Here is a 25,022-nt window from a genome sequence, read left to right on the forward strand (position 1 = left end):
TGGGGGGAGAGACATGAAACAAGAAACTTATATTGCCCCCACTGCGGAGTGGATCCTGCTTGCCCCGGCGGAGGACCTGATGCTGGGCGAAACCAGCAAGGAGGATTCCTTTGCCATGAGCGGCTGGGATGACGGCAAGACCTTCGGTGACAGCGTCATCACCGGCGGCGGCGGATGGGGCGAGGACGGCACATAATGCGCTGCTCCATCGCCGGGCTGGACGTGGAGCTGGCATGCGGTGGTCGGACGAAAGCGCAGGCGGAGGCCTATCTGGCCTCCGCCTGCGCCCAACCGGCCCAGATCACCATCTCCGTGGACGCAAAAGCCGCCCTCCAACGCAGGCCGGAGCTGCAGAGCGAGGACCTGGCGGAGTATCTGCTCACAGGGGACAAGTTTGCCCTGGCCCTGCTGGAGCACGAGGGATTTATGCTCCATGCCTCCGCCGTCTGTTACAGGGGACAGGCAGTGTGCTTTTCCGCCCCGCCGGGGGTGGGAAAGTCCACCCACACGGAAAAATGGCGCCGCCTGTTCGGGGCGGAGATTCTCAATGACGACAAACCGGCCCTGCGCCGCCTGGACGGGCGGTGGATGGCCTACGGCACCCCCTGGTCGGGGAGCCGGGACCTGAGCCGGAATGCCGGGGCGCCCCTGGGGGCGGTGTGCTTCCTGTTCCGGGGCGAGAGAAATACGATGGAACCCATTGCGCCCGACCGGGCATTGCCTCTGCTGATGAGCCAGACCCTGTTTCAGCTGTGGCGGGAGCATATGGAGCTGCTGCTGCCCCTGGCGGACAATCTGCTGCGCCGGGTGCCGATGTGGAAGCTGACCTGCGACCAGTCGGACGAGGGGGCGGAGCTGGCCCGGCGGACCCTGTTCCCGGAGGAAAAGTGACAGAAGGAGAACCATGGACGACATGAATCTGACGGCTCGCCGGCAGCTGATCCGGCTGCTGCGGGCCGGCCTCCGGGGGGAGGACTGCGCTCCGCCGGAAAACTGTCCCTGGGACGGCGTGCTGGGACTGGCGGAGGAGCAGCGGGTGGAAAACCTGCTGTGGTATGCCCTCCGAAACAACAAAAATCTGCCCCGCTCCGTGGCGGGGCGGCTGGAGCTGGCCCACAACCGGGCGGTCTTTGCCGCTGTCCAGATCGACGCCTGGCTGGCGCGGATCGGGGAGAGCCTGTCCCGCCGGGGCGTGGCCCATGTGCCTCTGCGGGGAGCGGTCCTCCGGGACAGCTATCCCGCTCGGGACATGCGCCCTATGGCTGACCTGGACTACCTGGTGCGCACCGGGGACTATCCCGTCATTCGGCAAGCCATGGAGGAACTGGGCGGGAAACACATCCATACCGACGGAGGCCACTTCACCTTCGTGGTGCCGCCCGGGCTGCATGTGGAATTCCACCCCAATCTGGTCTATGTGATGTCGCCGGCGGGCACTCAGATCAACCCCGGCTGGCAGTATGTCCGGGACGGACGGCTGACGGCGGAGGGGAGCTATCTCAACCATATCTGTCATCTGGCCAGCGACCTGACCCGCGGGGGTGCGGGGGTGCGGGCGGCGATGGACGACTGGATCTTCCGGCACGGCCCGGCGGACAAGCCGGACTGGGAGCTGGTGGACCGGCGGCTGGAGCAGTTCGGCCTGCTGGCCTTTGCCCGCAATCTGGAAGGATTGGCGGACTGGTGGTTCGGGGATGGCCGGGAGGCGGAGACGCCGGCGGATCTGGGGGAATATCTCCTGGACAGCGGCGCCCACGGTACAGTGAGGCAGGCGGTGCTGGTGGAAAGCGCTTGCTGGGGAGGCGTCGGCAGCGTACTGCGCCGGATCTTTTACCCCATGGAGGAGATGCGGGGCCGGTACCCCTGGCTGAAAGAGCGGCCCTGGCTGCTGCCGGCGGCCTGGATATTGCGGGGCGCCCATACGGTGCGCACCCATGGCCCCCAGGTCCGGAGCTGGTTCCGCAGCAGCCGGGAAACGGATGAGACGGAGCGCCGAGCCTTCCGGCGGAGGCTGGAGCGGTTTGGCCTGCTCCTTCCGGATAAGACCGGCCGCCGGTAAGATCAGGACACACGACAAGAGGAGAACCTGGAAACGATGAAGGAACAGGAGACAAAGTCCGGAGAAGTGTTAGGCGTAGACCTGTGGAAGCTGCTGCTTGCCTGTCTGCGCCGGTGGCCGGTGATCTTGATCAGCGGCGTGGTATGCGCGGTGTGCTTTTATGTCTACACCGTGTGCTGCATCACACCCATGTATCGGGCCAGCGTGATGGTCTACGTCAACAACATCAAGAGCAACCAGCAGGTGGATTACATCAGCGCCTCCAACCTGGCCACTGCCCAGCAGCTGGTCAATACCTATGTGAATATCATCCGCAGCGACACCGTACTGGAGAAGGTGGTGGAGAGCGCGGGACTGGAGTACACGGCGGATCAGATCCGCTCCATGATGACCGCCTCCCAGGTGGAGGAGACCGAACTGTTTGAGGTGTATATCCTCACCCCGGACCCGGAGCTCTCCGCCCGGATCGCCAACGCGGTGGCAGAGGTGGCGCCCAACGAGATCGCCAACTTCGTGGAGGGCAGCTCCACCAAGATCATCGACTACGCCAAGGTGCCTGAACAGCGGTATTCCCCCAGCTACCGGAACAATACCTTTCTGGGCGGGATCCTGGGCTGTCTCCTGGCGGCTCTGTACATCGCCGTGCGCACCCTGACCGACGTGCGGCTCACCAGCGGGGACGATCTGGCCCAGCTGTTCGACTATCCTCTGCTGGGGCAGATCCCCAGTTTTGAGCGTACCGGCAGGACCCGGGGCGGCGGCTACGCCGTATATGATGACGGCGCACCTCCCCAGGCGGGAGCCGGAAAGGAGGATGGGCAGGCGTGAGAGGGTTTGGAATAAAAAAGAGCAAGCTGCAGACCGACGCCATGCAGATCCAGAACGAACGCAGGCACATTCTGGGTCCCGGCAGCGATTTCTTCATGCGGGAGGCTTATAAGACCCTGCGCACCAATGTGACCTTTTCCCTGGCGGACGAGGAAGGGTGCAAGGTGATTATCATTACCTCCGCCATGAAATCGGAAGGGAAGAGCATCACAGCCGTGAATCTGGCCATCTCCTACGCGGAGATGAACCGCCGGGTGCTGCTGGTGGACTGCGATCTGCGCCGGCCCAAGCTTGCCCGTCTGCTCAACATCCAGGCCCACGTGGGCCTGAGCAACATCCTGGTTGACCCGGAACTGCGCGGCCAGGCCATCCTGACGGGGGAAAACCCCAATCTCCACTTCCTCCTGGCGGGGGATGTGCCGCCCAACCCGTCGGAGCTGCTGGCGTCGGCCCGGTTCAAGCGGCTGCTGGAGGAGCTGCGGGGTTCCTACGACTATATTCTGCTGGACACCTCTCCGGTGAACATGGTGACCGACGCCTGCGTGCTGGTGCCGGAGAGCCACGGCGTGCTTTTTGTGGTGCGCGCCGGCATCACCGACCGGAACGCCGTCAGGCACGCGGTGGAGCAGCTGGAATACTCCAAGGCCAAGCTCCTGGGCTTTGTGCTCAACGGCGCGGAGCCGGAAAAGAGCGGATACGGATACGGCAAGTACCGCCTGGGCGGATACAAACGGTATGGTTACGACGAAGAGTACCGGGGCTATGAGAGCCATTCCAGGAAAAGTAGGTCATGAAGTACGACGTTCACACCCACATCCTGCCCGGGATGGACGACGGAGCCCGGGACGGGGAGACGGCGGCGGCCATGCTCCGGCTGGAGGGAGCTCAGGGCGTGGAGGCGGTGGCGCTTACCTCTCACTACTACCGGGACCGGGAGGCGCCCGCCCGCTTTCTGGCCCGGCGGCGGGAGGCCGCGGAGCGGCTGAGCAGGGCCCTGGAGGCGCTCCCTCCGGCTGAGCGGCAGGCTCTGCCACGGGCGGCTCTGGCCGCCGAGGTGGCCTGGATGCCGAACCTGAGCCGTTGGGACGAGCTGGAGCAGTTCTGTATCGGGAATACGGAGTATTTTCTGCTGGAACTGCCGTTTCACCCCTGGGGCAGCCTGCTGCTGGATCAGCTCTATGAGCTGCTGGCCTGCACCCGGTTCATTCCTGTGATAGCCCATCTGGAGCGCTATTTTGCCGGACAGAAGCGGGCCCATATCCAGGAGCTGTATGCCATGGGACTTCCCATCCAGTTCAGCGCCTCCTCCGTACTGGAGCTGACCAGGCGGGGCGGCGTACTGCGGGCCCTCCGGAGCCGGAGCCCCTGTCTCCTGGCCTCCGACTGCCATGACCTGGACCGGCGGCGGCCCGACCTGGGACCGGCGGGGCAGGTGCTGGAGCGAAAGCTGGACGCCGGGGTCCGGGCGGACATGGAGGCGCGTGCCGGTGCAATCCTTCGAAACGCCGCGCCGTTGGCATGAGAGAAAAGGAGCAAGACCATGCGGCAGAATGAAAACTTTATGCTCCGGTGCTGTGCGGACCTGACCCTGCTGGTGCCGGTAGGGGAGGCAGCCCTCCGCTTTCCGGGCATGATCTCGGTGAATGAGGCGGGGGCCTTTCTGTGGGAGGCCCTGAGCCGGGACCAGACCCCGGAGAGCCTGACAGAGCTGCTGACCCAACGGTTCCAGGTGAGCCCTGACCGGGCGGCGCGGGACACGGAGGTATTTTTGGACAAGCTGGCCCGGGCGGGCGCGCTGGCGGACGAGAGCCGGGATGGATAAGTCCTTCTCCGCCGGCCGGCTGCCCATGGAGCAGCTGCGGGAGGTGCTGGACGTTCAGCTCTCCCGGGGCCAGGCGGTGCTCCCCGTGACGGGCGGCAGCATGCACCCCCTGCTGCGGGAGGGGGATCTGGTGCGGCTGTCCGCCCCGTCCGGGACGTGGAGCCCGGGCGACATCGTCCTGTATCAGAGAGCGGACGGACGGTATGTCCTCCACAGGATCATAAAAGAAGCGGGCGGCCGGCTGCAGTGCTGCGGGGACCACCAGTGGCGGAGCGAGGAGATCGGGCCGGAGCAGGTGGTGGCCCTGGGGGAGGCCAGATGCCGGGAGGGCAACTGGCGGCCTCTGAACAGCGGCGGGCTGGCCCGGCGGGGCCGTCTGTGGACGGCGCTTTACCCCGTGCGGCGGCCCCTGCTGGGGCTGCGGCGGAAGCTGGGCCGATTGCGGAAACGGCTGAGAAGAGGACCGGAAAGGAAAGGGTGAGGAGACATGAGAGGACGGGTGGGCATCCTGGCGGGGCTGCTGTGCTGCCTGCTGACGGTGCAGGCGGCGGCCTATTCAGACGCGGAGGATCACTGGGCGGCCTCCAGCATTGAGCGGTGGAGCGCCAGCGGAATCGTGACCGGATATGACGACGGCAGTTTCCGGCCGGATCAGACCATTACCCGGGGTGAACTGGCGGCCCTGCTGGCCAGGGTATTCTCCTGGTCGGACAGAGCGGACAACACCTTTACCGATCTGCCGGAGGACAGCTGGTGCACCGGCTACGTGCTCCAGGCCGCGGCGGCTGGGGTCCTTCAGGGCAGCGGCGGCCTGGTGCGGCCGGAGGCCTCCGTCACCCGGCAGGAGGCGGCGGTGATGTACTACCGGGCCTTTGACCTGAGCCCGGCGGAGAGCGGCCGCACTTTTCCGGATCAGGAGCAGATCGCCGGCTGGGCGGAGCAGGAGGTGGACACCCTGCTGGCCAAAGGCTGGATCCGGGGTACCGACACCGGGGACTTTGCGCCCCAGGCGCTCTTTACCCGGGCCCAGGCTGTGACCATGCTGGACAACATGGTGGCGGACTACATCCACGCCGCGGCGGCCGTCCAGCGGGATGAGGCGGGCACCGTACTGGCGGCGGCCTCCGGGGTCACACTACAGAACATGACGGTAAACGGGGACCTGATCATCACCGGGTCGGCCGTCGGCAGCGAAGTGGTGCTCCACAACGTGGCGGTCACCGGCCGGATCCTGGTGCTGGCCGGCGACGGCTCGGAGATCCGGATTTCCGGTACCACCTCCGCTCCTCTGCTGGAGGTGCGGGGCACCGGCAGCTGGGTCACCCTGGTGGGCACGCCGGCGCTGGAGCGGATCCTGGTTTCCGGCCCGGAGGCGGCCATTGACGGCCTGGAGACGGGCGCGGAGGTGGAGATCGGCCCCGGTGTGGAAAAGGCCCAGGTCAACGGCCACGTCTGTGAGCCCGGTACCGTGGTCCGGGCCCAGCCCGGCAGCAGCCTGGGGAATGTGGACGTGGATATATCCATTGACGGCGGCAGCGGCGGAGGGGGCGGAGGCGGCGGAAGCAGCCGGCTGGAGCCCCCCGCCATTCAGTCCAAGGGGGCCGACAGCATCACCATCCGGACCAGGCAGGGCGTGACCTACCTGCTGCGGGACGAGCTGGGGGCGACAACCGCCTCCTATACGGCTCAGACCGACGGGACCTATACCTTTACCGGGCTGGTCCGCGGCGCGTACACCCTCACCGCGGAGCGGGAGGGCTATGAGGCATCGGAGCCGGTGTCCGTCTATGTGTCCAACGGCATGATCGTGATTGACTGGGGCAAGCAGGACGGCTGAGCCCGGAGGCTGATATGGAAGAACGGAAGGGACAGGGGTTCAGGGAGGCGCTGCGGGACTTCCTGAGGCCCGAGCGGGGCGTGAGCGTCAGGCTCACCGTCCTGCTCTGCCTGCAATCCCTGCTGCTGGTAGCCCTGGCCTTTGTGACCAGAGGGGTGATCGACGGCGGGCTGCCCCACGATAGGCGGTCCGCCCTCCGGTGGGCGGTGCTGCTGCTCCTCTCAGCGGCGATCCCCCTGCTGTATAACCTGGGGCGGGGATATGCCGAGGCCGCCTCGGACCGGGCCGTGTCCCGGGTGCGGCAGCACATGGTCACCGCGCTTCAGAGAAAGAGCTGCAAGGCGGTGAACGGCATCCACAGCGGGGTGCTGTATGACCGCCTGATGCGGGACTGCCATATGGTGTGTCAGCAGTATCTGACCGTAATCCCCGGCACGGTGAGCCAGGGCGTGCGGCTGGCGGGCGCGGTATGCGCCCTGGCGCTGCTGTCCGGCTGGGCTGCTGCGGCTGTGCTGGTATTCGGCGGCGTGGTGATCTGTGCCGCGCTGCCCTTCCGGGACGGCCTGAAGCGGCGGCGCCACAGGGTCAGCGAGGCGGAGGAGGCCATGAGCGCCTGCCTGCAGGAGCAGCTGGAGCAGCGGGAGGTGGTGCAGGGGATCTCCGCCGGAGCGGCCTGCGCCGACCGCCTGTGGGAGCGGAGCCAGGACTGGCGGGCCAGGCGGGCGGGATTCCGCCGGTTCCAGCTGGCCGGCAGCACCCTGTTCGGGGCGGCGGTGCAGCTGCTCTCCGCCGCCGCCATCCTGTGGGGCGTGACGCTGGTCTATCGCCGGTCCATGAGCTTCGGCGATCTGACGGCGGTGATCCAGCTTCTGACCCTGTTCCGGGCCCCGGTATCCGGCCTGGGCGGCCTGCCCGGCCGGCTGGCCGCCATCCGGGCGGCGGAGGAGCGGCTGGAGCGGCTGTGGGATCTGCCGGAGGAGCCGGCGGGACAGCCCATCCCCGACGGGGCCGGAGCGCGGGCTCTGGTGTTTGAGCATGTGACCTTCCGCTACGGGGAGGACCGGCAGGCGGTGCTGAAGGATTTTTCCGCCCGGGTGCCGCTGGACCGGTGGACCTGCCTGCGGGGTGCCTCCGGCCGGGGCAAAAGCACCCTTTACCGCCTGATCCTGGGCCTGTATGAGCCGGAGGAGGGGCGGATCTGGCTGGAGACCGACAAGGGCCGGGTGCCTTGCTCCGCCGCCACCCGGGGCCTGTTCGGATACGTGCCTCAGCTCCCGGTGCTCTTTTCGGGCACCATCCGGGAGAACCTGCTTCTGGGTGATCCGAAGGCGGGTGAGGAGGCCCTGTGGACGGCGCTGGAGGACTGCTGCTGCGGCTTTGTCCGCCAGCTGCCGGAGGGCCTGGATACGGTGTTGGGGGAGGGCGGACTGCGGCTGTCGGTGGGACAGCGGCAGCGGATCGCCCTGGCCCGGGCGCTGCTGTCCGGACCGCAGGTCCTGCTGCTGGATGAGGCCACCGCCTCTCTGGACAGGCCCACGGAGGGACAGGTGCTCCGCACCCTGGCGGCCCGCTGCCCCGGGGCCATATTGGCCACCCACCGGGCGGAGACGGCCCGGGAGGTGACCCAGGCGTATCTGATCTTGAGCGACGAGGAATGAAGGGAACTATGGAGCGGACAATTCACAAATGGATCCGGCTGCTGACCATCGTCGTGCTGGACATCCTGTTCATCACGGCTTCGGGCGGCATTGCGCTGCTGGCCCGGTTTGACTTCTCCTTTGCCCAGCTGTCGGATCAATTTATCGATGTGTGGCTGCGCTGGCTTCCGGCGCAGATCATGATCACGCTGGGAATTTTCCTGCTGCGGAAAATGTACCACTATATGTGGCGGTCCGTCAGCGCCTACGACGCGCTGGGCATGATCGCCTCCGTGCTGATGGCCTACGGGGTGTCTGCCGCCGCGGGGCTGCTGGCGGGCTGCAGGCTGCCCCGCAGCGTGTACTTTATCGCCCTGATCTGCCAGCTCATCACCCTGGTGGGCCTGCGGTGCAGCTGCCGGTTTTACGACGTGCTGCGGAGCGCCCTCCGCGGGGGGGGCTTTCGGGAGGAGCGCATCATGCTCATCGGTGCCGGAGAGGCCGGCCGGGTCCTGCTCCGGGAACTGCGCTCCAGTCCCCGTGTGGAGGGGACGGTCTGCTGCATCATCGACGATGATGTGGAGAAACGGGGCCGGTACTTAAACGGCGTCCGGATCATAGGCGGACGGGAAAAGATCCCGGGCGCGGTCCGGAAGCTGGACATCACCCAGATCATATTCGCCATCCCCACCGCCACCGCCAAGGAAAAGCGGGAGATCCTGGACATCTGCAAAATGACCGGCTGCCGCCTCCGGGTATTGCCCGGACTGTATCAGCTGGTCAACGGGGAGGTCTCCCTCCAGGCGGTGAAGGACGTGCAGGTGGAGGACCTTCTGGGCCGGGAAATGGTGCGGTTTGACAAGAGCCGGATGTACGATTTCCTGCACGGAAAGACCGTCCTGGTGACGGGGGGCGGCGGCTCCATCGGCAGCGAGCTCTGCCGCCAGGTGGCCGCCTTTTTCCCCAGACAGCTGATTATTCTGGATATCTATGAGAACAACGCCTACGACATCCAGCAGGAGCTGCGGCGCGCCTACGGGGACCGGCTGGATCTCCGGGTGGAGATCGCCTCGGTCCGGGACCGGGAGCGGATGGAAGAGCTGTTCCTGCGCTACCGGCCTCAGCTGGTATTCCACGCCGCGGCCCATAAGCACGTGCCGCTTATGGAGGACTGTCCCCGGGAGGCCATCAAAAACAATATCTTCGGTACCTACCATGTGGTCTGCGCGGCGGAGCGGGCGGGGGTGGAGAAGTTCGTCATGATCTCCACCGACAAGGCGGTAAACCCCACCAATGTCATGGGAGCCACCAAGCGGTTCTGCGAGATGATCCTCCAGAGCCGGTCGGAGAGCGCCACGGAGTTTGTCTCCGTGCGGTTTGGAAACGTGCTGGGCTCCAACGGGTCGGTGGTGCCCCTGTTCCGCAGGCAGATCGCCGAGGGCGGCCCGGTGACCATTACCGACAAGCGGATCATCCGGTATTTCATGACCATCCCGGAGGCCTCCCAGCTGGTGCTGGAGGCGGCGGCCATGGCCAGACAGGGCCAGGTGTTCGTATTGGACATGGGCGAGCCGGTCAAGATACTGACGCTGGCGGAGAACCTGATCCGCCTTTCCGGTCTGGAGCCCTACAAGGACATCCAGATCGTGGAGATCGGCCTGCGGCCGGGGGAGAAGCTGTATGAGGAGCTGCTGATGAACAGTGAGCACCTGTCCAGGACGGAGAACAAGCGGATCTTTATCGAGCAGCAGCGGGAGCTGCGGCAGGAAAAGATCATGACTGCCCTGCGGCAGCTGGCGGCGGCCCTGGAGGACGGGCAGAGCGATGCCAAACTGGTATCACTGATGAAGCGGCTGGTGCCCACCTACCACGATGCGGCTCAGGTCAACCGGATGGCCGGGGCGGCGCTGCCTCCGGAGCCGGAGGGCCGGCAGTATCCCGCTGGTGAAGTGACCAGACTGGCCTAGGGACAACCATGAATGGGAATGGAGATATGCCTTGAGACGCGGGAAGAAAATAGCCTTGGGTATCCTGGCGGCGCTGCTGCTGGGCGGAACGGCCCTCTGCGTCTGGCAGCGGGAGAACATCGGTGCGCTGTACACCGTCCTGACCAAGGATCCGGAATCCATCTCCTCCGATATGGAGAAGGTCCGCAGGGAGCACCAGCTGACGCTCCAGGAGGAGAAGGGGGTGACGGTGCTTCAGCCCAGCGTGGAGCAGAGTGAAAGCCTGCTGAACGGTACGGCGACGGCGGAGGAGGTCAAGCAGGCTCTGGGCCTGACGGACCAGCTGACAGAACAACCCCCTTCGCCGGGGGAGAGCGCGGCGCCGGAATCCGTCCGGCCGGCGGAGGAAAAGCCTGTGTTCGATCAGACCGCCGCCCTGAACCGCTGTGTGGCGGAGCTGTACGCCTACAAGGTGGATCTGATGGCTCAGCTGGGTCAGCTGCGGCAGGACACCTATCTGATGTGGAACAACCTGCCCGCCGGGGAGCGCACACCGGCCAGAAAGCAGACGGTGGTCATGGACGGGCTCTATACCTGCTACGCGCTGGAGGCGGAGGCGGATACCAGGGTCAAGCAGATCCTGAGCGATTACCGGACGCTCTTTGAAAACGCCGGAGCGGGGACGGAGGATCTGGACGAGCTGTGGGTCTACTATTGCGAGGAAAAGGCTGCCGAAAAGGCATACTATATGGAAAAATATCTGGACTGAAAAATGGGGGAAAGAGGCATGAAAAAGAAAAGCATGAGCCGTCTGTCCGCGCTTCTGACTGTGCTGGCGGTCTGCCTGACGCTGCTGACGGCGCCGGCGCTGGCGGCGCCGGTGATCTCCGAGGCGGAGGAGCAGCTGACCCAGGCGGCACAGAGCGCCAACCTGACCCGAAAGGGACCTGCCGAATTCGTGTCCGCCGCCCAGGCGGGCAGCGCCCTTACGGCGGAACTGAAGGCGCCGGCGGATCTGGATGCCCAGGCGCCGGTGCTGGTGCTGGTGCAGGCGGTGGACGGGACGGGTGCGCCCCTGTCCGGCAGCCCGGTGCGCTATTGCCTGGGTACGCTGACGGGTGAGGGAAAGGTGAGCCTGCGCTATCAGCAGGCTGGATGCAGCAGCTTTGTCATGATGGCGGCCCAGCCCGCCGTGAATCACGGCTCCATCCGGACGCTGACCGCCTCCGGGGAGTACCACGGCGGTATATGCATCATGACATACAGCGCGTCCCTGGTCATGTCCGAGGACATGGCTACGGTGGTCACCGTGAACAAGGACGACAGCGAGACGCTGAAGACCCTGCGCTTTACCTGCTATCTGGAGGATGAGCTTCTCAAGGGGATCTCCGACTTTTCTCAGGCGGATATCGCCTTTTCCGGTTCGGAGCTCTACGAGCCGGTGAATGTGGCAAAGACCGAGAGAGGCGTGGCCGTTACATATAAGCTGCGGGACAGCGCCGTAGAGGGCTGGCGGACCCAGGATGTGGTGTCTGTCAAGGCGGCGCTCCAGACCGAGATGACCATGTCCTGCCGCGGAGAAGTGAGCACCGCGGATGTGACGGCAGCCCTGGGAGAAAGCGGCGAGCTGTATACCTATGGCCGGCTGGAGATTACCAGACCGGGCGGCCAGGTGCCCTATTTCCATTGCGAGCGGGTGGTAGTCCCTGCGGCTCCGGTGAGCGTGTCTTTCTCCTCCGCTTCCAGCGGCGGAAGCCCGACGGCTCCGATAGAGGTGGAGGAGAGTGCGCATGGCGAGGTCCATGTGCCCTCTGTCGCTCCGGTGGGCAATATAGTCACCGTGGAGCTGGAGCCGGAGCCCGGTTTTACGATCCGGTATCTGTTTGTGGTGGACGATGACGGCCAGCTGGTGGACCTGACTGTGACGGGAGAAGATACTTACAGCTTTGTAATGCCCAGAGGCGGCGTCAGCGTGATGAGCGGTTTCCGCAAGGTGCTTGCCGACCCGGAGGATACCGGTGTGTCCCAGACGCTGATCACCGAGCAGCACATGGCTTTCATGAAGGGCGACGACAAGGGGAACTTCCGCCCCGATGACTCCATCACCAGAGCAGAGGTGGCGCAGATGTTCTACCGCCTGCTTCAGGACCGGACTGTGACGGAGCTTGTGGAGTTTTCGGATGTACCGGCGGACGCCTGGTATGCCCAGGCTGTGGGCACCCTGGCCGGGCTGGGGATCGTCAACGGCGTAGGCGACGGCCGTTTTGCCCCCGAGCGGCAGATCACCCGGGCGGAATTCGCGGTGCTCTGCGCCCGCTTTGCGGACAAGTGGGAGACGGGTACGGAATTTGCGGATGTACCTGCCGACCACTGGGCCCATGCTGAGATCTCCACCGCTGCGGCCTACGGCTGGATCAATGGGATCGGAAACGATCTGTTTGCCCCCGAGCGGCAGATCACCCGGGCCGAGGCGGCAGCGCTGACCAACCGGGTCCTGGGCCGTCTGGGTGACATCGTGGCGATTCAGGAGGGAGCGGGCAGAGAATTCCCGGATGTGACGGGCCAGCACTGGGCGTATGGTGAGATCGCGGAAGCTGCCACGGATCACCGGTGTACGTTTAATGATACCCGCACGCTGGAATACTGGGACCTTAAGTAATGAACCGTATCCGGGCAAAAAACCGGGCCCGCCGGGAACTCCCGGCGGGCCTCTATAAACGATATATCAAGCGGATCCTGGATGTTTCCCTGTCACTGGTGGGCATGACCCTATTCTGCTGGCTCTACCTGCTGCTGGCTCTGGCAGTGAAGGCGGAGGACCCAAAGGGGCCTGTCCTTTTCCGCCAGGAGCGGCTGGGCAGATACGGCCAGCGGTACTGGATGTATAAATTCCGGTCCATGCGGGTGGGTGCGGAACACACAGGCAGCGGTGTGTACTCGGGGAAAGGGGATCCCCGGGTTACGAAAGTGGGCCGGATCCTGCGGGCCACCAGCCTGGACGAGCTGCCCCAACTGTGGAATGTGGTGCGGGGGGATATGTCTCTTATCGGTTTCCGCTCCCCGCTGACCTACCACCCCTGGCCCTGGGAGGCGTATACCCCGGAGCAGCGGAAGATGTTTTCCGTCCGGCCGGGAATTACCGGCTGGGCTCAGGTCAACGGCCGGAAAACCGTGGAATGGAACCGGCGCATTGAGTTGAATGTCTGGTATGCCCAGCACGTGACCTTCCTGCTGGATGTGAAGATCCTGTTTCTCACTGTGTGGAAGGTGCTGGCCAGCCGGGACAATCTGAACGAAGGAGCTACCGTGGGAGAAGGAAAGGCGGCAGGGGACCATGCTCAAACTAATGTACATCACCAATCAGCCGGAGCTGGCCGGGATCGCGGAACAGGCGGGTGTTGATCGGGTCTTTGTGGATCTGGAGTGGATCGGAAAGGCGGAGCGTCAGGGCGGTATGGACACCGTCCAGTCCCGCCATACCATCGAAGATGTGGAACGGATCCGCACTGCGATAAGCCGGGCGGAACTGCTGGTGCGGGTCAACCCCATCCATGAGGCAGGAAAGGATCGTCCAGGATCCGGGGCGGAGATTGACCGGGTGGTGAAAGCCGGTGCGGATTTGATTATGCTTCCCTTTTTTCACACGGTGCAGGAGGCCGCCGCTTTTTTAAAGCTGGTGGGCGGCCGTGCCAGGACCGTTTTGCTGCTGGAGACGGCGGAGGCGGCGGAACAGGTGGAGGAGCTGGTCAGATTGCCCGGCCTGGATGAGGTCTATATCGGCCTCAATGATCTGAGCCTCTCTCTGGGAAAACGATTTTTGTTTGAGCCCCTGGCAGACGGTACCGTGGAGCGGCTGTGCCGCCGTATTCAGGAGGTGGGACTTCCCTATGGCTTTGGCGGCATCGCCGCCCCTGGCGGCGGTGCGGTGCCGGCGGAGCGTATCATCCGGGAGCATTACCGGCTGGGCTCCTCCCGGGTGATCCTGTCCAGAAGTTTTTACCGGCCGGGGGAGCCGTTTGATTCGGCGGAGGCCAGGGCGGTATTCCAACAGGGAGTGGCTGCGATCCGTCAGGTGGAAGCGGAATGTCAGACGCATGCCGACTTCTTCCTCCATAATATGCGGTGCTTGCGGCAGGCCATACAAAGCGCTGCCGGTTCTCTATGAGCCGGGGCGTGCTGTTGCTCACCGGGGCTTTTGACTGGCGGCCGGAGGAGCGGAAAGTGCTGGAAGATGCGGGTTATCGCCTGCTTTTTCTTCCAAACGAAACTGATCCGCTGCCCCCCAATGGAGAGCAGGCCGAAACGGTGGTATGCAACGCGCTGTTTCTCCATCACCCGCTGGAGCGTTTTCCCCATCTCCGCACCATCCAGCTGCTCAGTGCGGGATTGGATCGGGTGAATCTAGAGCAGGTAGAGCGGCGGGGGATTGCTCTTTATAATGCGGAGGACACCTATTGCGTGCCTATGGCGGAGTGGATTCTGATGCGGGTGCTGGAGCTGTATAAGAGAGGTCCGCATCTCTGCAGGAACCAGTGGGCCAGCCGATGGGAGAAGCTGAGACAACTGCCGGAACTGGCGGGCAAACGGGTACTGATCCTGGGAACGGGATATGTGGGGCGGGCCGCGGCCAAGCGGTTTGAGGCTTTTGAAGCGGATGTGGCCGGAATTAACCGGAGTGGTCATTCTCTGCCGGAATTTTCCCGGGTCTTTCCGGCAGAATGCCTGGATGAGCGGCTGCCGGAGACGGATATCTTGGTTTTGGCGTTGCCGCTGACCGGGGAAACCAGGGGTATGCTGGACAACCGCCGCCTGGCGCTGCTGCCCCGTGGTGCGGTGGTGGTAAACGTGGCCCGAGGCGCCATTCTGGATGAAGTTGCCCTGGCTGCGGCAGTGCAGGAGGGCCATCTCCTTGGCGCGGTGCTGGACGTATTTGAACAGGAGCCTCTGCCAGCCGAAAGCCCCCTATGGGGAATGGAAGGGATATTGCTCTCTTCCCACAACAGCTTTGTGGGTCAGGGCAATCATGACCGGCTGTGGCGGGTAATCCGGAAAAATCTGATACAGGGAGTGGAACACAGTTGAAGTTCCTTCTGATATCCCCCAAAAACAGAACGGTCTATAACTTCCGGGGAGATCTGGTACGGGAAATGATTCGCCGGGGCTACGAGGTGATCGTAACCGGTCCGGATCAGACCGATGTGGAACGGATCCGGGATCTGGGAGCATCTTTCTGCGAGATCCCCATGAACAAGACGGGTACCAATCCCCTGGCCGACCTGCGGTATTGCCGGGCCCTGTACCGGCTGATAAAACGGGAAAAGCCGGCCATCACCCTGGGCTACACCATAAAGCCGGTGGTATACGGTTCCATTGCCGCCCGTTTGGCGGGGGTAAAAAATATCAACGGCATGGTGACCGGCGGCGGCTATGTATTTACCGCCCGCAGCGCCAAGGCCAAGCTGCTGGGTGCCGTCGTGCGGCTGCTGTACCGGGCGGGCTTCTCCTGCTGCCGGCACGTGATCTTTCAAAATCCGGATGATCAGCGGGAGTTCTGTGCGCTGGGTCTGGTGCGGGAGGACAAGTGCGGTGTGGTAAATGGCTCCGGGGTAAATATGGAGCGGTTTCGGCCATCCCCGATGCCGGAGACCGTCACCTTCTTTATGCTGTCCCGCCTGCTGAAGAGCAAGGGTGTAGCGGAGTACCTGGAAGCCGCCCGCATGGTGAAACGGGAATATCCCCAAGCCAGGTTCTGGCTGCTGGGGAAATACGAGGTCCAGATGCAGGATGCCCTTTCAAGGGAACAGGTGGAGCCCTACCTGGCTGACGGTACCGTAGAGCGGTTTGACGAGACATCAGATGTGCGGCCCTACTACGGGGGTTGCACTGTATATGTCCTGCCCTCCTACCGGGAAGGGACGCCCCGGACGGTACTGGAGGCTATGGCCATGGGGCGCCCCGTGATTACCACCGACACCAATGGCTGTCGGGAGACGGTGACGGACGGGGTAAACGGATTCCTTGTGCCTGTGAGGGATCCGGCTGCGCTGGCGGAGAAGATGCGGGCCTTTTTGCAAGACCCGGACCTGGCCCACCGGATGGGACAGGAGAGCCTGACCATGTGCCGGGAGAAATTCGAGGTGGGCAGGGTCAACCAGAGAATGCTGGAGTTGATGGAAGTGGAAGCGAAATGATGGATTTGTATGAGCGGCTGCTGGCTGGGAAGGAAAAACTCTCCCTGGTGGGTCTGGGCTATGTGGGCCTGCCTATCGCAGTGGCCTTTTCCCGGCGGGTGGGAGTGATAGGCTTTGACCTGAACGCAAAAAAGATTGCCCGTTACCGGCAGGGCGCGGATCCCACCAAAGAGGTGGGCGATGCCGCCGTAGCCGGATGTACCGTGGATTTTACCGCCGATGAGGCCAAACTGAGGGAGGCCCGGTTCCATATCGTGGCGGTGCCCACTCCGGTGAATGAGGACCATACCCCCGATCTGACCCCGGTGGAGGGAGCCAGCCGGATCCTGGGCAGGAATCTGACCCCCGGTTCGGTGGTGGTATTTGAATCCACGGTGTACCCGGGTGTGACGGAAGATATCTGCGTTCCCATTCTGGAGCGGGAATCCGGCCTGAAATGCGGGACCGACTTCAAGGTGGGCTACTCTCCCGAGCGAATCAATCCCGGGGATAAAGTACATCGGCTGAATACCATTACCAAGATCGTCTCCGGCATGGACGAGGAGACCCTGGACACTGTGGCAAAGGTCTACGGTCTGGTAGTGGAGGCCGGGGTGTACCGGGCGGAATCCATCAGGGTGGCGGAGGCGGCCAAGGTGATCGAGAACAGCCAGCGGGATATCAACATTGCCTTTATGAACGAGCTGTCCATTATCTTCAACAAGATGGGTATTGATACCCTCTCCGTGTTGAAAGCCGCCGGGACCAAGTGGAATTTTCTGAACTTCCGCCCCGGCCTGGTGGGCGGGCACTGCATCGGCGTGGACCCCTATTATCTGACCTATAAGGCGGAAGAACTGGGGTATCACAGCCAGGTCATTCTGGCGGGACGGCGCATCAATGACGATATGGGCAAATATGTGGCGGAGCAGGTGGTCAAGCGGCTGATTGCCGCGGATGTCCCTGTCCGCAGCGCCAAGGTGGGGATTCTCGGCTTTACCTTCAAGGAGAACTGCCCGGATACCCGCAACACAAAGGTCATTGACATCGTGAAGGAACTCAACGAATACGGCATTCAACCACTTGTTTCCGATCCCTATGCCGACGCGGATGAGGCGGAGCGGCTGTACGGCGTGTCTTTCCACAGCATGGATGAGCTGGTGGATTGTGACGCCGTGATTCTGGCGGTGGCCCACGAGGCTTTCACCGGGCTGACCATGGAAGAAATCGGCGGTATGTTCAAGCCGGGGAAAAACGACCGGAAGGTGCTGGCCGACCTGAAGGGCCTGCTGGAGCGGAAAGAATATGAGGCGGCGGGCTACCGCTATTGGAGGCTGTAACATGGGCTATCGGGATCTGAAATTTAATCGGGAGGACCTGTTCCTGGTGACCGGCGGGGCTGGTTTTATCGGCTCCAACCTGTGCGAGGCCATTCTGAACATGGGTTGCCGGGTCCGCTGCCTGGACGATCTGTCCACCGGAAAGCAGGCCAATGTGGATCTGTTCCTGAATCACCCCAACTACGAGTTTCTCAAAGGGGATATCAAGGATCCGGCTACCTGCATGAAGGCCTGTGAGGGAGTGACCTATGTACTCCATCAGGCGGCCTGGGGCAGTGTGCCCCGGAGCATTGAGATGCCCCAGTTTTATTGCGCCAACAATATCATGGGTACCCTGAATATGTTGGAGGCTGCCCGTCAGAACGGTGTACGGAAATTTGTCTATGCCTCTTCCAGCTCAGTGTATGGCGACGAGCCCAACCTGCCCAAAAAGGAGGGCCGGGAGGGAAATTTGCTCTCCCCCTATGCGGTGACCAAGCGGACCGCGGAAGAGTGGGCCAAGCAGTATACCATGCACTACGGCCTGGATACCTATGGTATGCGCTATTTCAACGTATTTGGCCGGCGGCAGAATCCGGATGGAGCCTATGCGGCAGTGATTCCCAAATTCATCAAACTGCTTTTAAGCGGCGAGCGCCCCACCATCAACGGGGATGGGCGTCAGAGCCGGGATTTTACCTATATTGAGAACGCCATTGAGGGAAATCTGAAAGCCTGCCTTGCCTCCCATGAGGCTGCCGGACAGGCTTACAATATCGCCTACGGCGGCCGGGAGTATCTGATCGATATTTACCACGGCCTGACCAAGGCGTTGGGGGTGGAGGTGGAGCCCGACTTCGGCCCGGACCGGGCAGGCGATATCAAGCACTCCAACGCCGACATCAGCAAGGCCAGGGCGCTGCTGGGCTATGACCCGGACTGGGACTTCCAGCGGGGTATCCAGGCCGCTATTGCGTGGTATAAGGAGAATTTGTAGCAAAAAACTGGTCAGGAAATTGGACTTTGCTTCAGCGTAAACTCTGGTATAGACTGGGCTGTTTGTAAAAATTGGTAATAGATTTAGGCTAAATAAAAAACAGGGACAAGAAATGGAAGAACCAATCCGTATTTTATGCGTGTTTTCGCGCTTAGACCGCGGTGGGGCAGAAAATATGTGTATGAATCTCTACCGCAGGATGAATAAGGACAAAGTACAGTTCGACTTCGTAAAGCATGGACCGGGGGTCGGAGCCTTTGAGCCGGAGATTCGGGCGCTGGGTGGTCGGATCTATGAAGCTCCCCAATATCGTGTCTATAATCACGCATCCTACTGCCAATGGTGGCGCCAGCATCTGAAAGCGCATCCGGAACACCGGATTATCCATGGCCATTATTATACGATCAGTGCCGTCTACTTCAAGGAGGCCAGGCGATTGGGCCGGATTACTGTAGGCCATTCCCACAGCACAGCGGCTATGCGGGACCGGAGAAGCGGATGGCTCAAAGCTCAATTCTGCAAACGAGCTGAGCGGCATGCTGATTATTGTCTAGCTTGTTCCAAACCGGCAGGAGAGTGGCTGTTTCCTCACCGGAACTTTACTGTGCTGAACAATGCAATAGACACGGAGCAGTTTCACTTTCGTCAAGAGCTGGCGGAAGCGGTCAGAAATCAGCTGTCTTTAGGCAAAGCGTTGGTTATTGGAACAGTGGGAAATATTTCCCGGGCAAAAAACCCGATGGGTGTTGTTTCTATATTCAAGGCTTTGTGTGAGCACGTCCCAGAGGCCAGACTGCTATGGGTCGGAGATGGCTCCATGCGAAGTGATGCAGAACAGGCATTGGTTCGGGCAGGGCTAGCGGATCGAGCAATCCTTACCGGCGTACGCGCCGATGTGGACCGGCTGATGCAGGCCATGGACGTATTTATTCTGCCGTCCCTGTTTGAGGGGCTGGGCATGGTTCTGATTGAGGCGCAGGCAGCAGGCTTGCCTTGCCTGTGCAGTGACACAATTCCCAGAGAAGTAAATGTAACCGGGCGTTGTGAGTTTTTACCGTTGGATCAGCCGGAGCTATGGGTGAAGCGGATCCTGGAGATCCCTCATGACAGGCCGGATACCAGGGATGCACTCCGCCAAGCCGGTTATGACATTGGCACTACGGCGAAATGGTTGGAGCAGTTTTACATAGATTGTTTGAATCGATAGAGGGAGAGAAAACTTGTGCTGTCTGGCTGTGTGCTGACGATCGAATGCCTGATCTTGATGCTGCTTACCTCCTCAGGAATACAGGGGAGACCGGTGGCAATCATACTGGTACTGATTGGTTTGTTTTCTACTGCGTATTTTTTTGACCTGAGCATAAGCCGACGGCTGCGGCCTGTGGCTTTTCCATTGGCGGCGGGCTATCTGCTGAGACTTGGATTGCTGCTGTTTGATCTATATGGACAGTCAATTTATACGTTGCCTAATAGTGGAGCGGATTCGGAAATGTTCTTCAAACAAGGGGTGCAGTGCTCCTTGGGGCAGATTGAGAATCCCGGCGCTTTTGTTGCTGTACTGGGTATCCTGTTTGCTTGGCTGGGTACATCTCGGTTATTTGTACAGTTTCTGTTGATGCTGTGTTCTGTGGCATCCATTCACTGTGCTGCTATTATTCTGTATGAGGCCGGAGTGCCAACCAGACAGCGGCGGCGTACCATGTATATCCTTTGCATCCTGCCGAATTTTGCAATTCTTTCATCTCTTTTTCTTCGGGAATCCATTGTGACTATGCTGTTGGCCCTCTCAGTACTGTGCATGGTCCGATGGAAACAGCGAGGCAGTGAGGGATGGTTTCTGCTGGCGTTTCTCCTGTCATGCTGCGCAGCTATGTTCCACAGCGGCAGTATTGCTGCGGCTATGGGCTATATTTTGGTACGGCTGTTTTATGATACGCGGCGGGGGACGATCCGGTTCAGTTGGCGCAACTTTTTGCCTGCCCTTGTTTTGCTCCTTGTTTTCCTGTACTTGTTCAATAACTACGGCGATGTGTTTTTCGGAAAAATGATCGGTTTGGAAGGGGTCGAAGATATAGCCAATACCGGAAGCCTGGGAGATTCCAGCTATGTGGCCTATGTAGGCAACAGTGACTCGCTGTCTTCTATGCTTCTGTACACTCCTGTCCGGATTGCATTCTTTTTGTTTTCGCCATTTCCGTGGCAGTGGCGTGGGATGAGGGATGTTATTGCATTCTGTTTCAGCTCCCTGTTTTATGCCTGGGTACTAGTCAAAACATTTTGCTATCTGGGGCGAAAAAAGGCAGAAAACCGGGAGTTGGTGATCATTCTGCTGATCGTAGCTTTTGCCCTGCTTTTCGTCTTTGCGTGGGGGGTATCCAATACGGGCACTGCCGTCCGTCACCGGGACAAGGCGGTAGTACTGTATGCTGTTTTGCTTGGAATCACCGGAGCAACAGATAAAAGAGGACATACCCTGCAAAGATGGAGAGATAGCTCCGGATGAATCGGCGACTTCGGTAAAATGAGAGATATTGCATCCGATACGATGCGTGTGCGATTTTGAGGAAATAAAACGATGCTGAATGCAAGCTATGGTGGATAAAAAAAGTACGGCCAATCTAATTACAGGGGTGTTCTATCAAGTGATCAACACCTTGATGGGTCTGGTGCTTCCCTATCTGTTCATTACCAGCTTTGGGTCGGAGACAAATGGATTGCTCTCCTCTGTTACGCAGCTGTTTGTGTATGTGGAGCTGCTGGAGGCAGGTGTGGGGGCGGCTGCGGTGCAGGCAATGTACCAGCCCATTGCAAACAGGGACAGAGAAGGAATCAACGGCGTGCTGGCGGCCGCCAACCGCAGTTATTTGCGCACAGGTGCCCTCTATGTGTTGTGCGTGGCAGGCCTGGCCTTGGTTTATCCATTGTTTATCCACTCTGGATTGTCCCAAGGTACCATTGCGGCAGTGGTATTCTTTCAGGGGTGCGGAGGTGCGGTCAGCTACCTGGCGTCGGGAAAGTATGTACTTCTGCTCAAAGCGGAGGGGAAACTCTACGTTAATAACAGCCTGAACCTGATAGCCTCGATTCTCCGCAACGCAGGAAAGATTGCCGCGATCGCTTTGGGATATGGTGTAGTGACGGTACAGATTGTTCACTTTAGTATTACCGTGGCCCGCGCATTGGCGGTAGTGATTTACGTTAAGTGGAAATATAAGTGGGTACATCCCTGGGGCAAGCCCAATTTTCAGGCTATTTCCCAGCATGGTTCTGCGCTGGTTCACCAGTTGACGTGGTTGGTTTTCAATCATACAGATGTGATGATCCTCACGTTTGTTACTGGAAAGTTGGCTTTGGTAAGTGTATACTCTTTGTACCTGCTGGTATTTGAGGCCATACAGAATATGCTGGATATCATCGGAAATGGCTTGCAGTATAAATTGGGCTACAGCGCCCAGGTCTCTTTGGGAGCGTTCCGGAAATATTATCGGCGCTATGAGGCGGGCTTTTTGTCAGTTTCCTTTGCTCTGATTCTGGTAGCCTATCTGCTGGTGCAGCCCTTCATCCGCTTGTACACTGCTGGAGTTAACGATGTGGACTATCTGCCGCCTGGTCTGCCGGAACTTTTTGCGGCGATGAAGCTGTTGAGCATCGTCCGACAGCTGAACCGTCAGGCGGCAGATGCTGCCGGGCATTTTCGCCGAACCCGAAAATACTCTGTAATCGAAATGATCATTAACCTGGGGCTCTCTCTGCTGCTGGCTCCGTTTTGGGGCATCTATGGTGTGCTTGTGGGCAGTATTGCTGCACTGCTGTACAGTTTATTGACGTATACCCGATACACCAACAAAGAGATCTTGGAGACCAATTGCCGGAGATCCTCCGTCCTGCTGATTCTCTATCTGCTGCTGGCAGTGATAATGGGAACGGCGGGTAAACTGCTTCTTCCCGCTGAGTGTACCGGTTATCCCCAACTGATCCTGCTGGCCTGCCCGGTTACTGCAGCAGTGGGTTGCGCATACGCTGTTCTGTGGTATTATATTACCAGATATCGGGGATCGAGCATTCCGGATAACACAGAGATTTTATAAACCGGAGGGATCTGTATGAACATTACTGTCACCGAACTGCTGGACCTGTCCCACACTATGGCGGGAGATTATCTGCGGCAGTTCCAATACCCCTGGGAGGCTCTGGACGGCATCAAGGAGCTGATCCTGACGCTGGGCGCCGCGCTGTCCCCGGAAGAGTACGACCAGCCCCAGGAGCATGTCTGGGTCCATAAGAGCACCGTGGTAGCGCCCACTGCCTATCTGGGGGCACCCTGCATCATCGGACCGGGTACCGAGGTGCGCCATTGTGCCTTTATCCGGGGCTCCGCTCTGGTGGGCGCCGACTGTGTGGTGGGCAACTCGGTGGAGCTGAAAAATGTGATTCTCTTTGATAACGTGCAGACCCCCCATTATAACTATGTAGGGGATTCCATCCTGGGCTACAAGAGCCATATGGGTGCGGGCTCCATCACCTCCAACGTGAAGTCGGACAAGACCCTGGTGGTGGTGAAGGGGGAGACTGCCATGGAGACAGGCCGCAAGAAGATGGGTGCCATCCTGGGAGATTTTGTGGAGATCGGCTGTAATTCGGTGCTCAATCCCGGCACCGTGATCGGCAGGCACAGCAGCGTATACCCTACCTCCTGTGTGCGGGGCGTGGTGCCGGAGAACTGCATCTATAAGGACCGGGCTCATATCGTTCCCAGAGAGGGCTGAGCGGCGATCACGCCGTATCCCACGATCCTGCTGTCATCCAGCGCCCGACTCCGCCGGGCCACCGCTCCGCCCTCCTCAGGTGGAAAGTGCCCGTCCGGATCCACGGTGTTGCCGTCAATGCTGATTACCATTCCGGACTTCACGGCCGCTACGATGCCGCAGTGTCCGATCCGCCCATCCTGGGCGGGCGAGAGAAAAATAATATTACCGGGGGCGGGCACATAGTCCCGCCCCCGCCACTGGCCCCGCCGCTTCAGCAGCCGGGCCAGTTTTCTTGTGCCCGGATGGGGCTTGCCCAGCAGTTTTTGTGCCTGCTTTCTTCCCAGGATCGCTCCATAGACCGCGTGGACGAAGGTAGCACACCATGGCAGTCCCTGAGGCAGCCCCGTCATTTGGGCGAAGATGGTATAGCCGCCCTTGCCGGGATTGGCGGTATATACGCCTAACAGCCTGCCATCCTGATGCTCCAGATAGCCCAGCCACTGCCGGGCCTCTTCTGCTGCCGTCATACCTGGAACAGGAAGGATACTACAGCATCCGGTTCCCCCGTGATTTCCGGTTCTGCCATAGGATAGATGGCCTTCCAGTTGATGCCGCTGACTTCTGCTAGTTGGGAGGCCTCGATCACAATGGGGTATTTCTCAAGGTCAAAGGGAGACACATCAAAAGTGGTGCTGTCAGCGGTGTACCAGCCGGCAGGAAGCGTGATTCCCAGTCCCATATTGTCATGAGTTTCTTCATAGGCATACAGGATTATGTCGTGTTCTGGATATGCCATTTGGAAGTCCGGACATAATGCGGGGCTGATCAGCAATACCGGAGAATCGGTGATACCATTTTTAGATGTGTAGAATATACGATTGGGGAAAAGAGAATCCCCATCCTGCAAGGCCGGGCGCTCTGGAGGCGTTTGGATAAATATGCGAATCCCTTTTGTCAAAAAGAGATTGATCTCATAATTGAAGCCATTTTCCACTCGAAATTCACTTGCGCTGATATTGCCTGCGGATCCTGACATGGCGGACAGCCAGCTTAAAAATGCTGAAAAGCTTTTAGGCACCTGAAACTGCGGAGGCTCTACCAATGCACCTTTTACCCCCGCATAGACGGCTCGATCGAAAAGAGCTTGAATCTGCTTTACGGCTGCCGGTTCCGCCATCCAAGCGGCAAAATTCTCCCAGGCGGGGAGCGGGGCGCTTTCCAATGTGTTTCCCATGGACTTGAACATTTCTGCAAGGTCCATTGCGCCCAATGCGTCTAAATCAAACTTTCCGTCTGGGGCAATGAAGCGCCAGTGCAGGTATTGACTATCCAATAGAACGGCTCCGTTGGATAAGTTGTCGGAAAAATCATATAGCGATCCGTTTAAGACCAGTTTTAGCATTGTAAAAAAAGAGCCGGCCTTATTGATAAACCTGGCGCATTTCACTGCATTCAATGGAACACCAGTGAGGAAGCCGCCTTGCTCCATGTCTAGTTCTCCTCCTTTTCCAGCGCCGCCAGAACGCGGCGCAGATATCCGTGGCCGGAGGCCTCATCCCGCAGCTGCTCCAATGTCAGGCCGTTGGGGTAGGCGTTTTGGAACAGAAGCTGAATAATTGGCCCGCAGGAAGCCAATTTATCAAATGTAATTTTATCCAT

Annotated in this window: 26 protein-coding genes; 23 read left to right on the forward strand and 3 right to left on the reverse strand. The window is 60.6% G+C overall.

Annotated elements, in window-relative coordinates:
- The first annotated feature begins 13 nt into the window (after window positions 1-13).
- The 23 genes from E0E41_RS16035 to E0E41_RS16145 all read left to right on the forward strand — a co-directional run bounded on the left by E0E41_RS16035 (window position 14) and on the right by E0E41_RS16145 (window position 23,381).
- Window positions 14-196 carry a hypothetical protein gene (locus E0E41_RS16035; RefSeq protein ID WP_130870911.1) on the forward strand — a complete coding sequence of 61 codons (183 nt, stop codon included), beginning with the start codon at window positions 14-16 and terminating at the stop codon, window positions 194-196.
- Window positions 196-891 (forward strand): hypothetical protein, encoded by a 696-nt coding sequence (locus E0E41_RS16040; protein WP_130870912.1) that lies wholly within the window; start codon window positions 196-198, stop codon window positions 889-891. The genes E0E41_RS16035 and E0E41_RS16040 overlap by 1 nt, the downstream gene beginning before the upstream one ends.
- A 13-nt stretch (window positions 892-904) precedes the next feature.
- On the forward strand, window positions 905-2,059 hold the full coding sequence (locus E0E41_RS16045) for a nucleotidyltransferase domain-containing protein (RefSeq protein ID WP_130870913.1): 1,155 nt from the start codon (window positions 905-907) through the stop codon (window positions 2,057-2,059).
- Between the two features lie 36 nt (window positions 2,060-2,095).
- Window positions 2,096-2,887 carry a YveK family protein gene (locus E0E41_RS16050; protein WP_130870914.1) on the forward strand — a complete coding sequence of 264 codons (792 nt, stop codon included), beginning with the start codon at window positions 2,096-2,098 and terminating at the stop codon, window positions 2,885-2,887.
- Window positions 2,884-3,681: a CpsD/CapB family tyrosine-protein kinase gene (locus E0E41_RS16055; protein ID WP_130870915.1), complete on the forward strand. Its 798-nt coding sequence runs from the start codon at window positions 2,884-2,886 to the stop codon at window positions 3,679-3,681. The genes E0E41_RS16050 and E0E41_RS16055 overlap by 4 nt, the downstream gene beginning before the upstream one ends.
- The gene (locus tag E0E41_RS16060; RefSeq protein ID WP_130870916.1) at window positions 3,678-4,409 is read left to right on the forward strand and encodes a CpsB/CapC family capsule biosynthesis tyrosine phosphatase; all 732 of its coding nucleotides are present in this window, start codon (window positions 3,678-3,680) and stop codon (window positions 4,407-4,409) included. The genes E0E41_RS16055 and E0E41_RS16060 overlap by 4 nt, the downstream gene beginning before the upstream one ends.
- 18 nt (window positions 4,410-4,427) lie before the next feature.
- Window positions 4,428-4,709, forward strand: a complete 282-nt coding sequence (locus E0E41_RS16065; protein ID WP_130870917.1) for a PqqD family protein — start codon at window positions 4,428-4,430, stop codon at window positions 4,707-4,709.
- Window positions 4,702-5,190 (forward strand): S24/S26 family peptidase, encoded by a 489-nt coding sequence (locus tag E0E41_RS16070; protein ID WP_130870918.1) that lies wholly within the window; start codon window positions 4,702-4,704, stop codon window positions 5,188-5,190. The genes E0E41_RS16065 and E0E41_RS16070 overlap by 8 nt, the downstream gene beginning before the upstream one ends.
- Before the next feature lie 6 nt (window positions 5,191-5,196).
- Entirely contained in the window at window positions 5,197-6,546 is a 1,350-nt protein-coding gene (locus E0E41_RS16075) for an S-layer homology domain-containing protein (RefSeq protein ID WP_130870919.1), read from the forward strand.
- A gap of 14 nt (window positions 6,547-6,560) precedes the next feature.
- Window positions 6,561-8,204: an ABC transporter ATP-binding protein gene (locus E0E41_RS16080; RefSeq protein WP_130870920.1), complete on the forward strand. Its 1,644-nt coding sequence runs from the start codon at window positions 6,561-6,563 to the stop codon at window positions 8,202-8,204.
- 8 nt (window positions 8,205-8,212) lie between these two features.
- Entirely contained in the window at window positions 8,213-10,150 is a 1,938-nt protein-coding gene (locus E0E41_RS16085) for a polysaccharide biosynthesis protein (protein ID WP_242623852.1), read from the forward strand.
- Between the two features lie 55 nt (window positions 10,151-10,205).
- Window positions 10,206-10,898, forward strand: coding sequence for a hypothetical protein (locus tag E0E41_RS16090; RefSeq protein WP_130870922.1), 693 nt, complete (start codon window positions 10,206-10,208; stop codon window positions 10,896-10,898).
- Window positions 10,899-10,916: 18 nt separating this feature from the next.
- Window positions 10,917-12,788, forward strand: a complete 1,872-nt coding sequence (locus tag E0E41_RS16095; protein WP_130870923.1) for an S-layer homology domain-containing protein — start codon at window positions 10,917-10,919, stop codon at window positions 12,786-12,788.
- Complete coding sequence (locus E0E41_RS16100; RefSeq protein WP_130870924.1) at window positions 12,788-13,531, forward strand: sugar transferase; 744 nt, start codon at window positions 12,788-12,790, stop codon at window positions 13,529-13,531. The genes E0E41_RS16095 and E0E41_RS16100 overlap by 1 nt, the downstream gene beginning before the upstream one ends.
- Window positions 13,464-14,294, forward strand: a complete 831-nt coding sequence (locus tag E0E41_RS16105; RefSeq protein ID WP_130870925.1) for an aldolase/citrate lyase family protein — start codon at window positions 13,464-13,466, stop codon at window positions 14,292-14,294. The genes E0E41_RS16100 and E0E41_RS16105 overlap by 68 nt, the downstream gene beginning before the upstream one ends.
- A gap of 56 nt (window positions 14,295-14,350) precedes the next feature.
- Complete coding sequence (locus tag E0E41_RS16110; RefSeq protein ID WP_165450595.1) at window positions 14,351-15,211, forward strand: NAD(P)-dependent oxidoreductase; 861 nt, start codon at window positions 14,351-14,353, stop codon at window positions 15,209-15,211.
- Window positions 15,208-16,320 carry a glycosyltransferase family 4 protein gene (locus E0E41_RS16115; protein WP_130870927.1) on the forward strand — a complete coding sequence of 371 codons (1,113 nt, stop codon included), beginning with the start codon at window positions 15,208-15,210 and terminating at the stop codon, window positions 16,318-16,320. The genes E0E41_RS16110 and E0E41_RS16115 overlap by 4 nt, the downstream gene beginning before the upstream one ends.
- Complete coding sequence (locus tag E0E41_RS16120) at window positions 16,320-17,639, forward strand: nucleotide sugar dehydrogenase (protein ID WP_130871289.1); 1,320 nt, start codon at window positions 16,320-16,322, stop codon at window positions 17,637-17,639. The genes E0E41_RS16115 and E0E41_RS16120 overlap by 1 nt, the downstream gene beginning before the upstream one ends.
- 1 nt (window position 17,640) lies before the next feature.
- Complete coding sequence (locus E0E41_RS16125) at window positions 17,641-18,615, forward strand: NAD-dependent epimerase/dehydratase family protein (RefSeq protein ID WP_130870928.1); 975 nt, start codon at window positions 17,641-17,643, stop codon at window positions 18,613-18,615.
- A 112-nt stretch (window positions 18,616-18,727) separates the two neighbouring features.
- A complete protein-coding gene (locus E0E41_RS16130; RefSeq protein WP_130870929.1) occupies window positions 18,728-19,822 on the forward strand; it encodes a glycosyltransferase in 1,095 nt (364 codons plus the stop codon).
- A 93-nt stretch (window positions 19,823-19,915) separates the two neighbouring features.
- The gene (locus E0E41_RS16135) at window positions 19,916-21,118 is read left to right on the forward strand and encodes a hypothetical protein (RefSeq protein WP_130870930.1); all 1,203 of its coding nucleotides are present in this window, start codon (window positions 19,916-19,918) and stop codon (window positions 21,116-21,118) included.
- 79 nt (window positions 21,119-21,197) lie between these two features.
- A complete protein-coding gene (locus tag E0E41_RS16140; protein WP_130870931.1) occupies window positions 21,198-22,703 on the forward strand; it encodes a polysaccharide biosynthesis C-terminal domain-containing protein in 1,506 nt (501 codons plus the stop codon).
- Window positions 22,704-22,718: 15 nt separating this feature from the next.
- Entirely contained in the window at window positions 22,719-23,381 is a 663-nt protein-coding gene (locus E0E41_RS16145; protein WP_130870932.1) for a UDP-N-acetylglucosamine pyrophosphorylase, read from the forward strand.
- Here E0E41_RS16145 and E0E41_RS16150 read toward each other — a convergent pair.
- The 3 genes from E0E41_RS16150 to E0E41_RS18615 are packed head-to-tail and all read right to left on the reverse strand — an operon-like array spanning window position 23,357 to window position 25,022.
- A complete protein-coding gene (locus E0E41_RS16150; protein ID WP_130870933.1) occupies window positions 23,357-23,890 on the reverse strand; it encodes a CHAP domain-containing protein in 534 nt (177 codons plus the stop codon). The genes E0E41_RS16145 and E0E41_RS16150 overlap by 25 nt on opposite strands.
- Complete coding sequence (locus E0E41_RS16155) at window positions 23,887-24,852, reverse strand: hypothetical protein (protein ID WP_130870934.1); 966 nt, start codon at window positions 24,850-24,852, stop codon at window positions 23,887-23,889. Before E0E41_RS16155 ends, E0E41_RS16150 begins: the two co-directional genes overlap by 4 nt.
- Before the next feature lie 2 nt (window positions 24,853-24,854).
- Window positions 24,855-25,022, reverse strand: a complete 168-nt coding sequence (locus E0E41_RS18615) for a hypothetical protein (protein WP_165450596.1) — start codon at window positions 25,020-25,022, stop codon at window positions 24,855-24,857.

This window comes from Intestinimonas massiliensis (ex Afouda et al. 2020), assembly GCF_900626285.1.
GTDB classification, from domain to species: Bacteria; Bacillota; Clostridia; order Oscillospirales; family Oscillospiraceae; genus Flavonifractor; species Flavonifractor massiliensis_A.

Coding starts and splice junctions, on each gene's coding strand:
- E0E41_RS16095 (WP_130870923.1), top strand. CDS start 10,917: ATGAAAAAGAAAAGCATGAGCCGTCTGTCCGCGCTTCTGACTGTGCTG.
- E0E41_RS16060 (WP_130870916.1), top strand. CDS start 3,678: ATGAAGTACGACGTTCACACCCACATCCTGCCCGGGATGGACGACGGA.
- E0E41_RS16100 (WP_130870924.1), top strand. CDS start 12,788: ATGAACCGTATCCGGGCAAAAAACCGGGCCCGCCGGGAACTCCCGGCG.
- E0E41_RS16045 (WP_130870913.1), top strand. CDS start 905: ATGGACGACATGAATCTGACGGCTCGCCGGCAGCTGATCCGGCTGCTG.
- E0E41_RS16065 (WP_130870917.1), top strand. CDS start 4,428: ATGCGGCAGAATGAAAACTTTATGCTCCGGTGCTGTGCGGACCTGACC.
- E0E41_RS16145 (WP_130870932.1), top strand. CDS start 22,719: ATGAACATTACTGTCACCGAACTGCTGGACCTGTCCCACACTATGGCG.
- E0E41_RS16075 (WP_130870919.1), top strand. CDS start 5,197: ATGAGAGGACGGGTGGGCATCCTGGCGGGGCTGCTGTGCTGCCTGCTG.
- E0E41_RS16130 (WP_130870929.1), top strand. CDS start 18,728: ATGGAAGAACCAATCCGTATTTTATGCGTGTTTTCGCGCTTAGACCGC.
- E0E41_RS16140 (WP_130870931.1), top strand. CDS start 21,198: ATGCAAGCTATGGTGGATAAAAAAAGTACGGCCAATCTAATTACAGGG.
- E0E41_RS16120 (WP_130871289.1), top strand. CDS start 16,320: ATGGATTTGTATGAGCGGCTGCTGGCTGGGAAGGAAAAACTCTCCCTG.
- E0E41_RS16080 (WP_130870920.1), top strand. CDS start 6,561: ATGGAAGAACGGAAGGGACAGGGGTTCAGGGAGGCGCTGCGGGACTTC.
- E0E41_RS16155 (WP_130870934.1), bottom strand. CDS start 24,852: ATGGAGCAAGGCGGCTTCCTCACTGGTGTTCCATTGAATGCAGTGAAA.
- E0E41_RS16070 (WP_130870918.1), top strand. CDS start 4,702: ATGGATAAGTCCTTCTCCGCCGGCCGGCTGCCCATGGAGCAGCTGCGG.
- E0E41_RS16050 (WP_130870914.1), top strand. CDS start 2,096: ATGAAGGAACAGGAGACAAAGTCCGGAGAAGTGTTAGGCGTAGACCTG.
- E0E41_RS16125 (WP_130870928.1), top strand. CDS start 17,641: ATGGGCTATCGGGATCTGAAATTTAATCGGGAGGACCTGTTCCTGGTG.
- E0E41_RS16035 (WP_130870911.1), top strand. CDS start 14: ATGAAACAAGAAACTTATATTGCCCCCACTGCGGAGTGGATCCTGCTT.
- E0E41_RS18615 (WP_165450596.1), bottom strand. CDS start 25,022: ATGGATAAAATTACATTTGATAAATTGGCTTCCTGCGGGCCAATTATT.
- E0E41_RS16085 (WP_242623852.1), top strand. CDS start 8,213: ATGGAGCGGACAATTCACAAATGGATCCGGCTGCTGACCATCGTCGTG.
- E0E41_RS16040 (WP_130870912.1), top strand. CDS start 196: ATGCGCTGCTCCATCGCCGGGCTGGACGTGGAGCTGGCATGCGGTGGT.
- E0E41_RS16150 (WP_130870933.1), bottom strand. CDS start 23,890: ATGACGGCAGCAGAAGAGGCCCGGCAGTGGCTGGGCTATCTGGAGCAT.
- E0E41_RS16105 (WP_130870925.1), top strand. CDS start 13,464: ATGCTCAAACTAATGTACATCACCAATCAGCCGGAGCTGGCCGGGATC.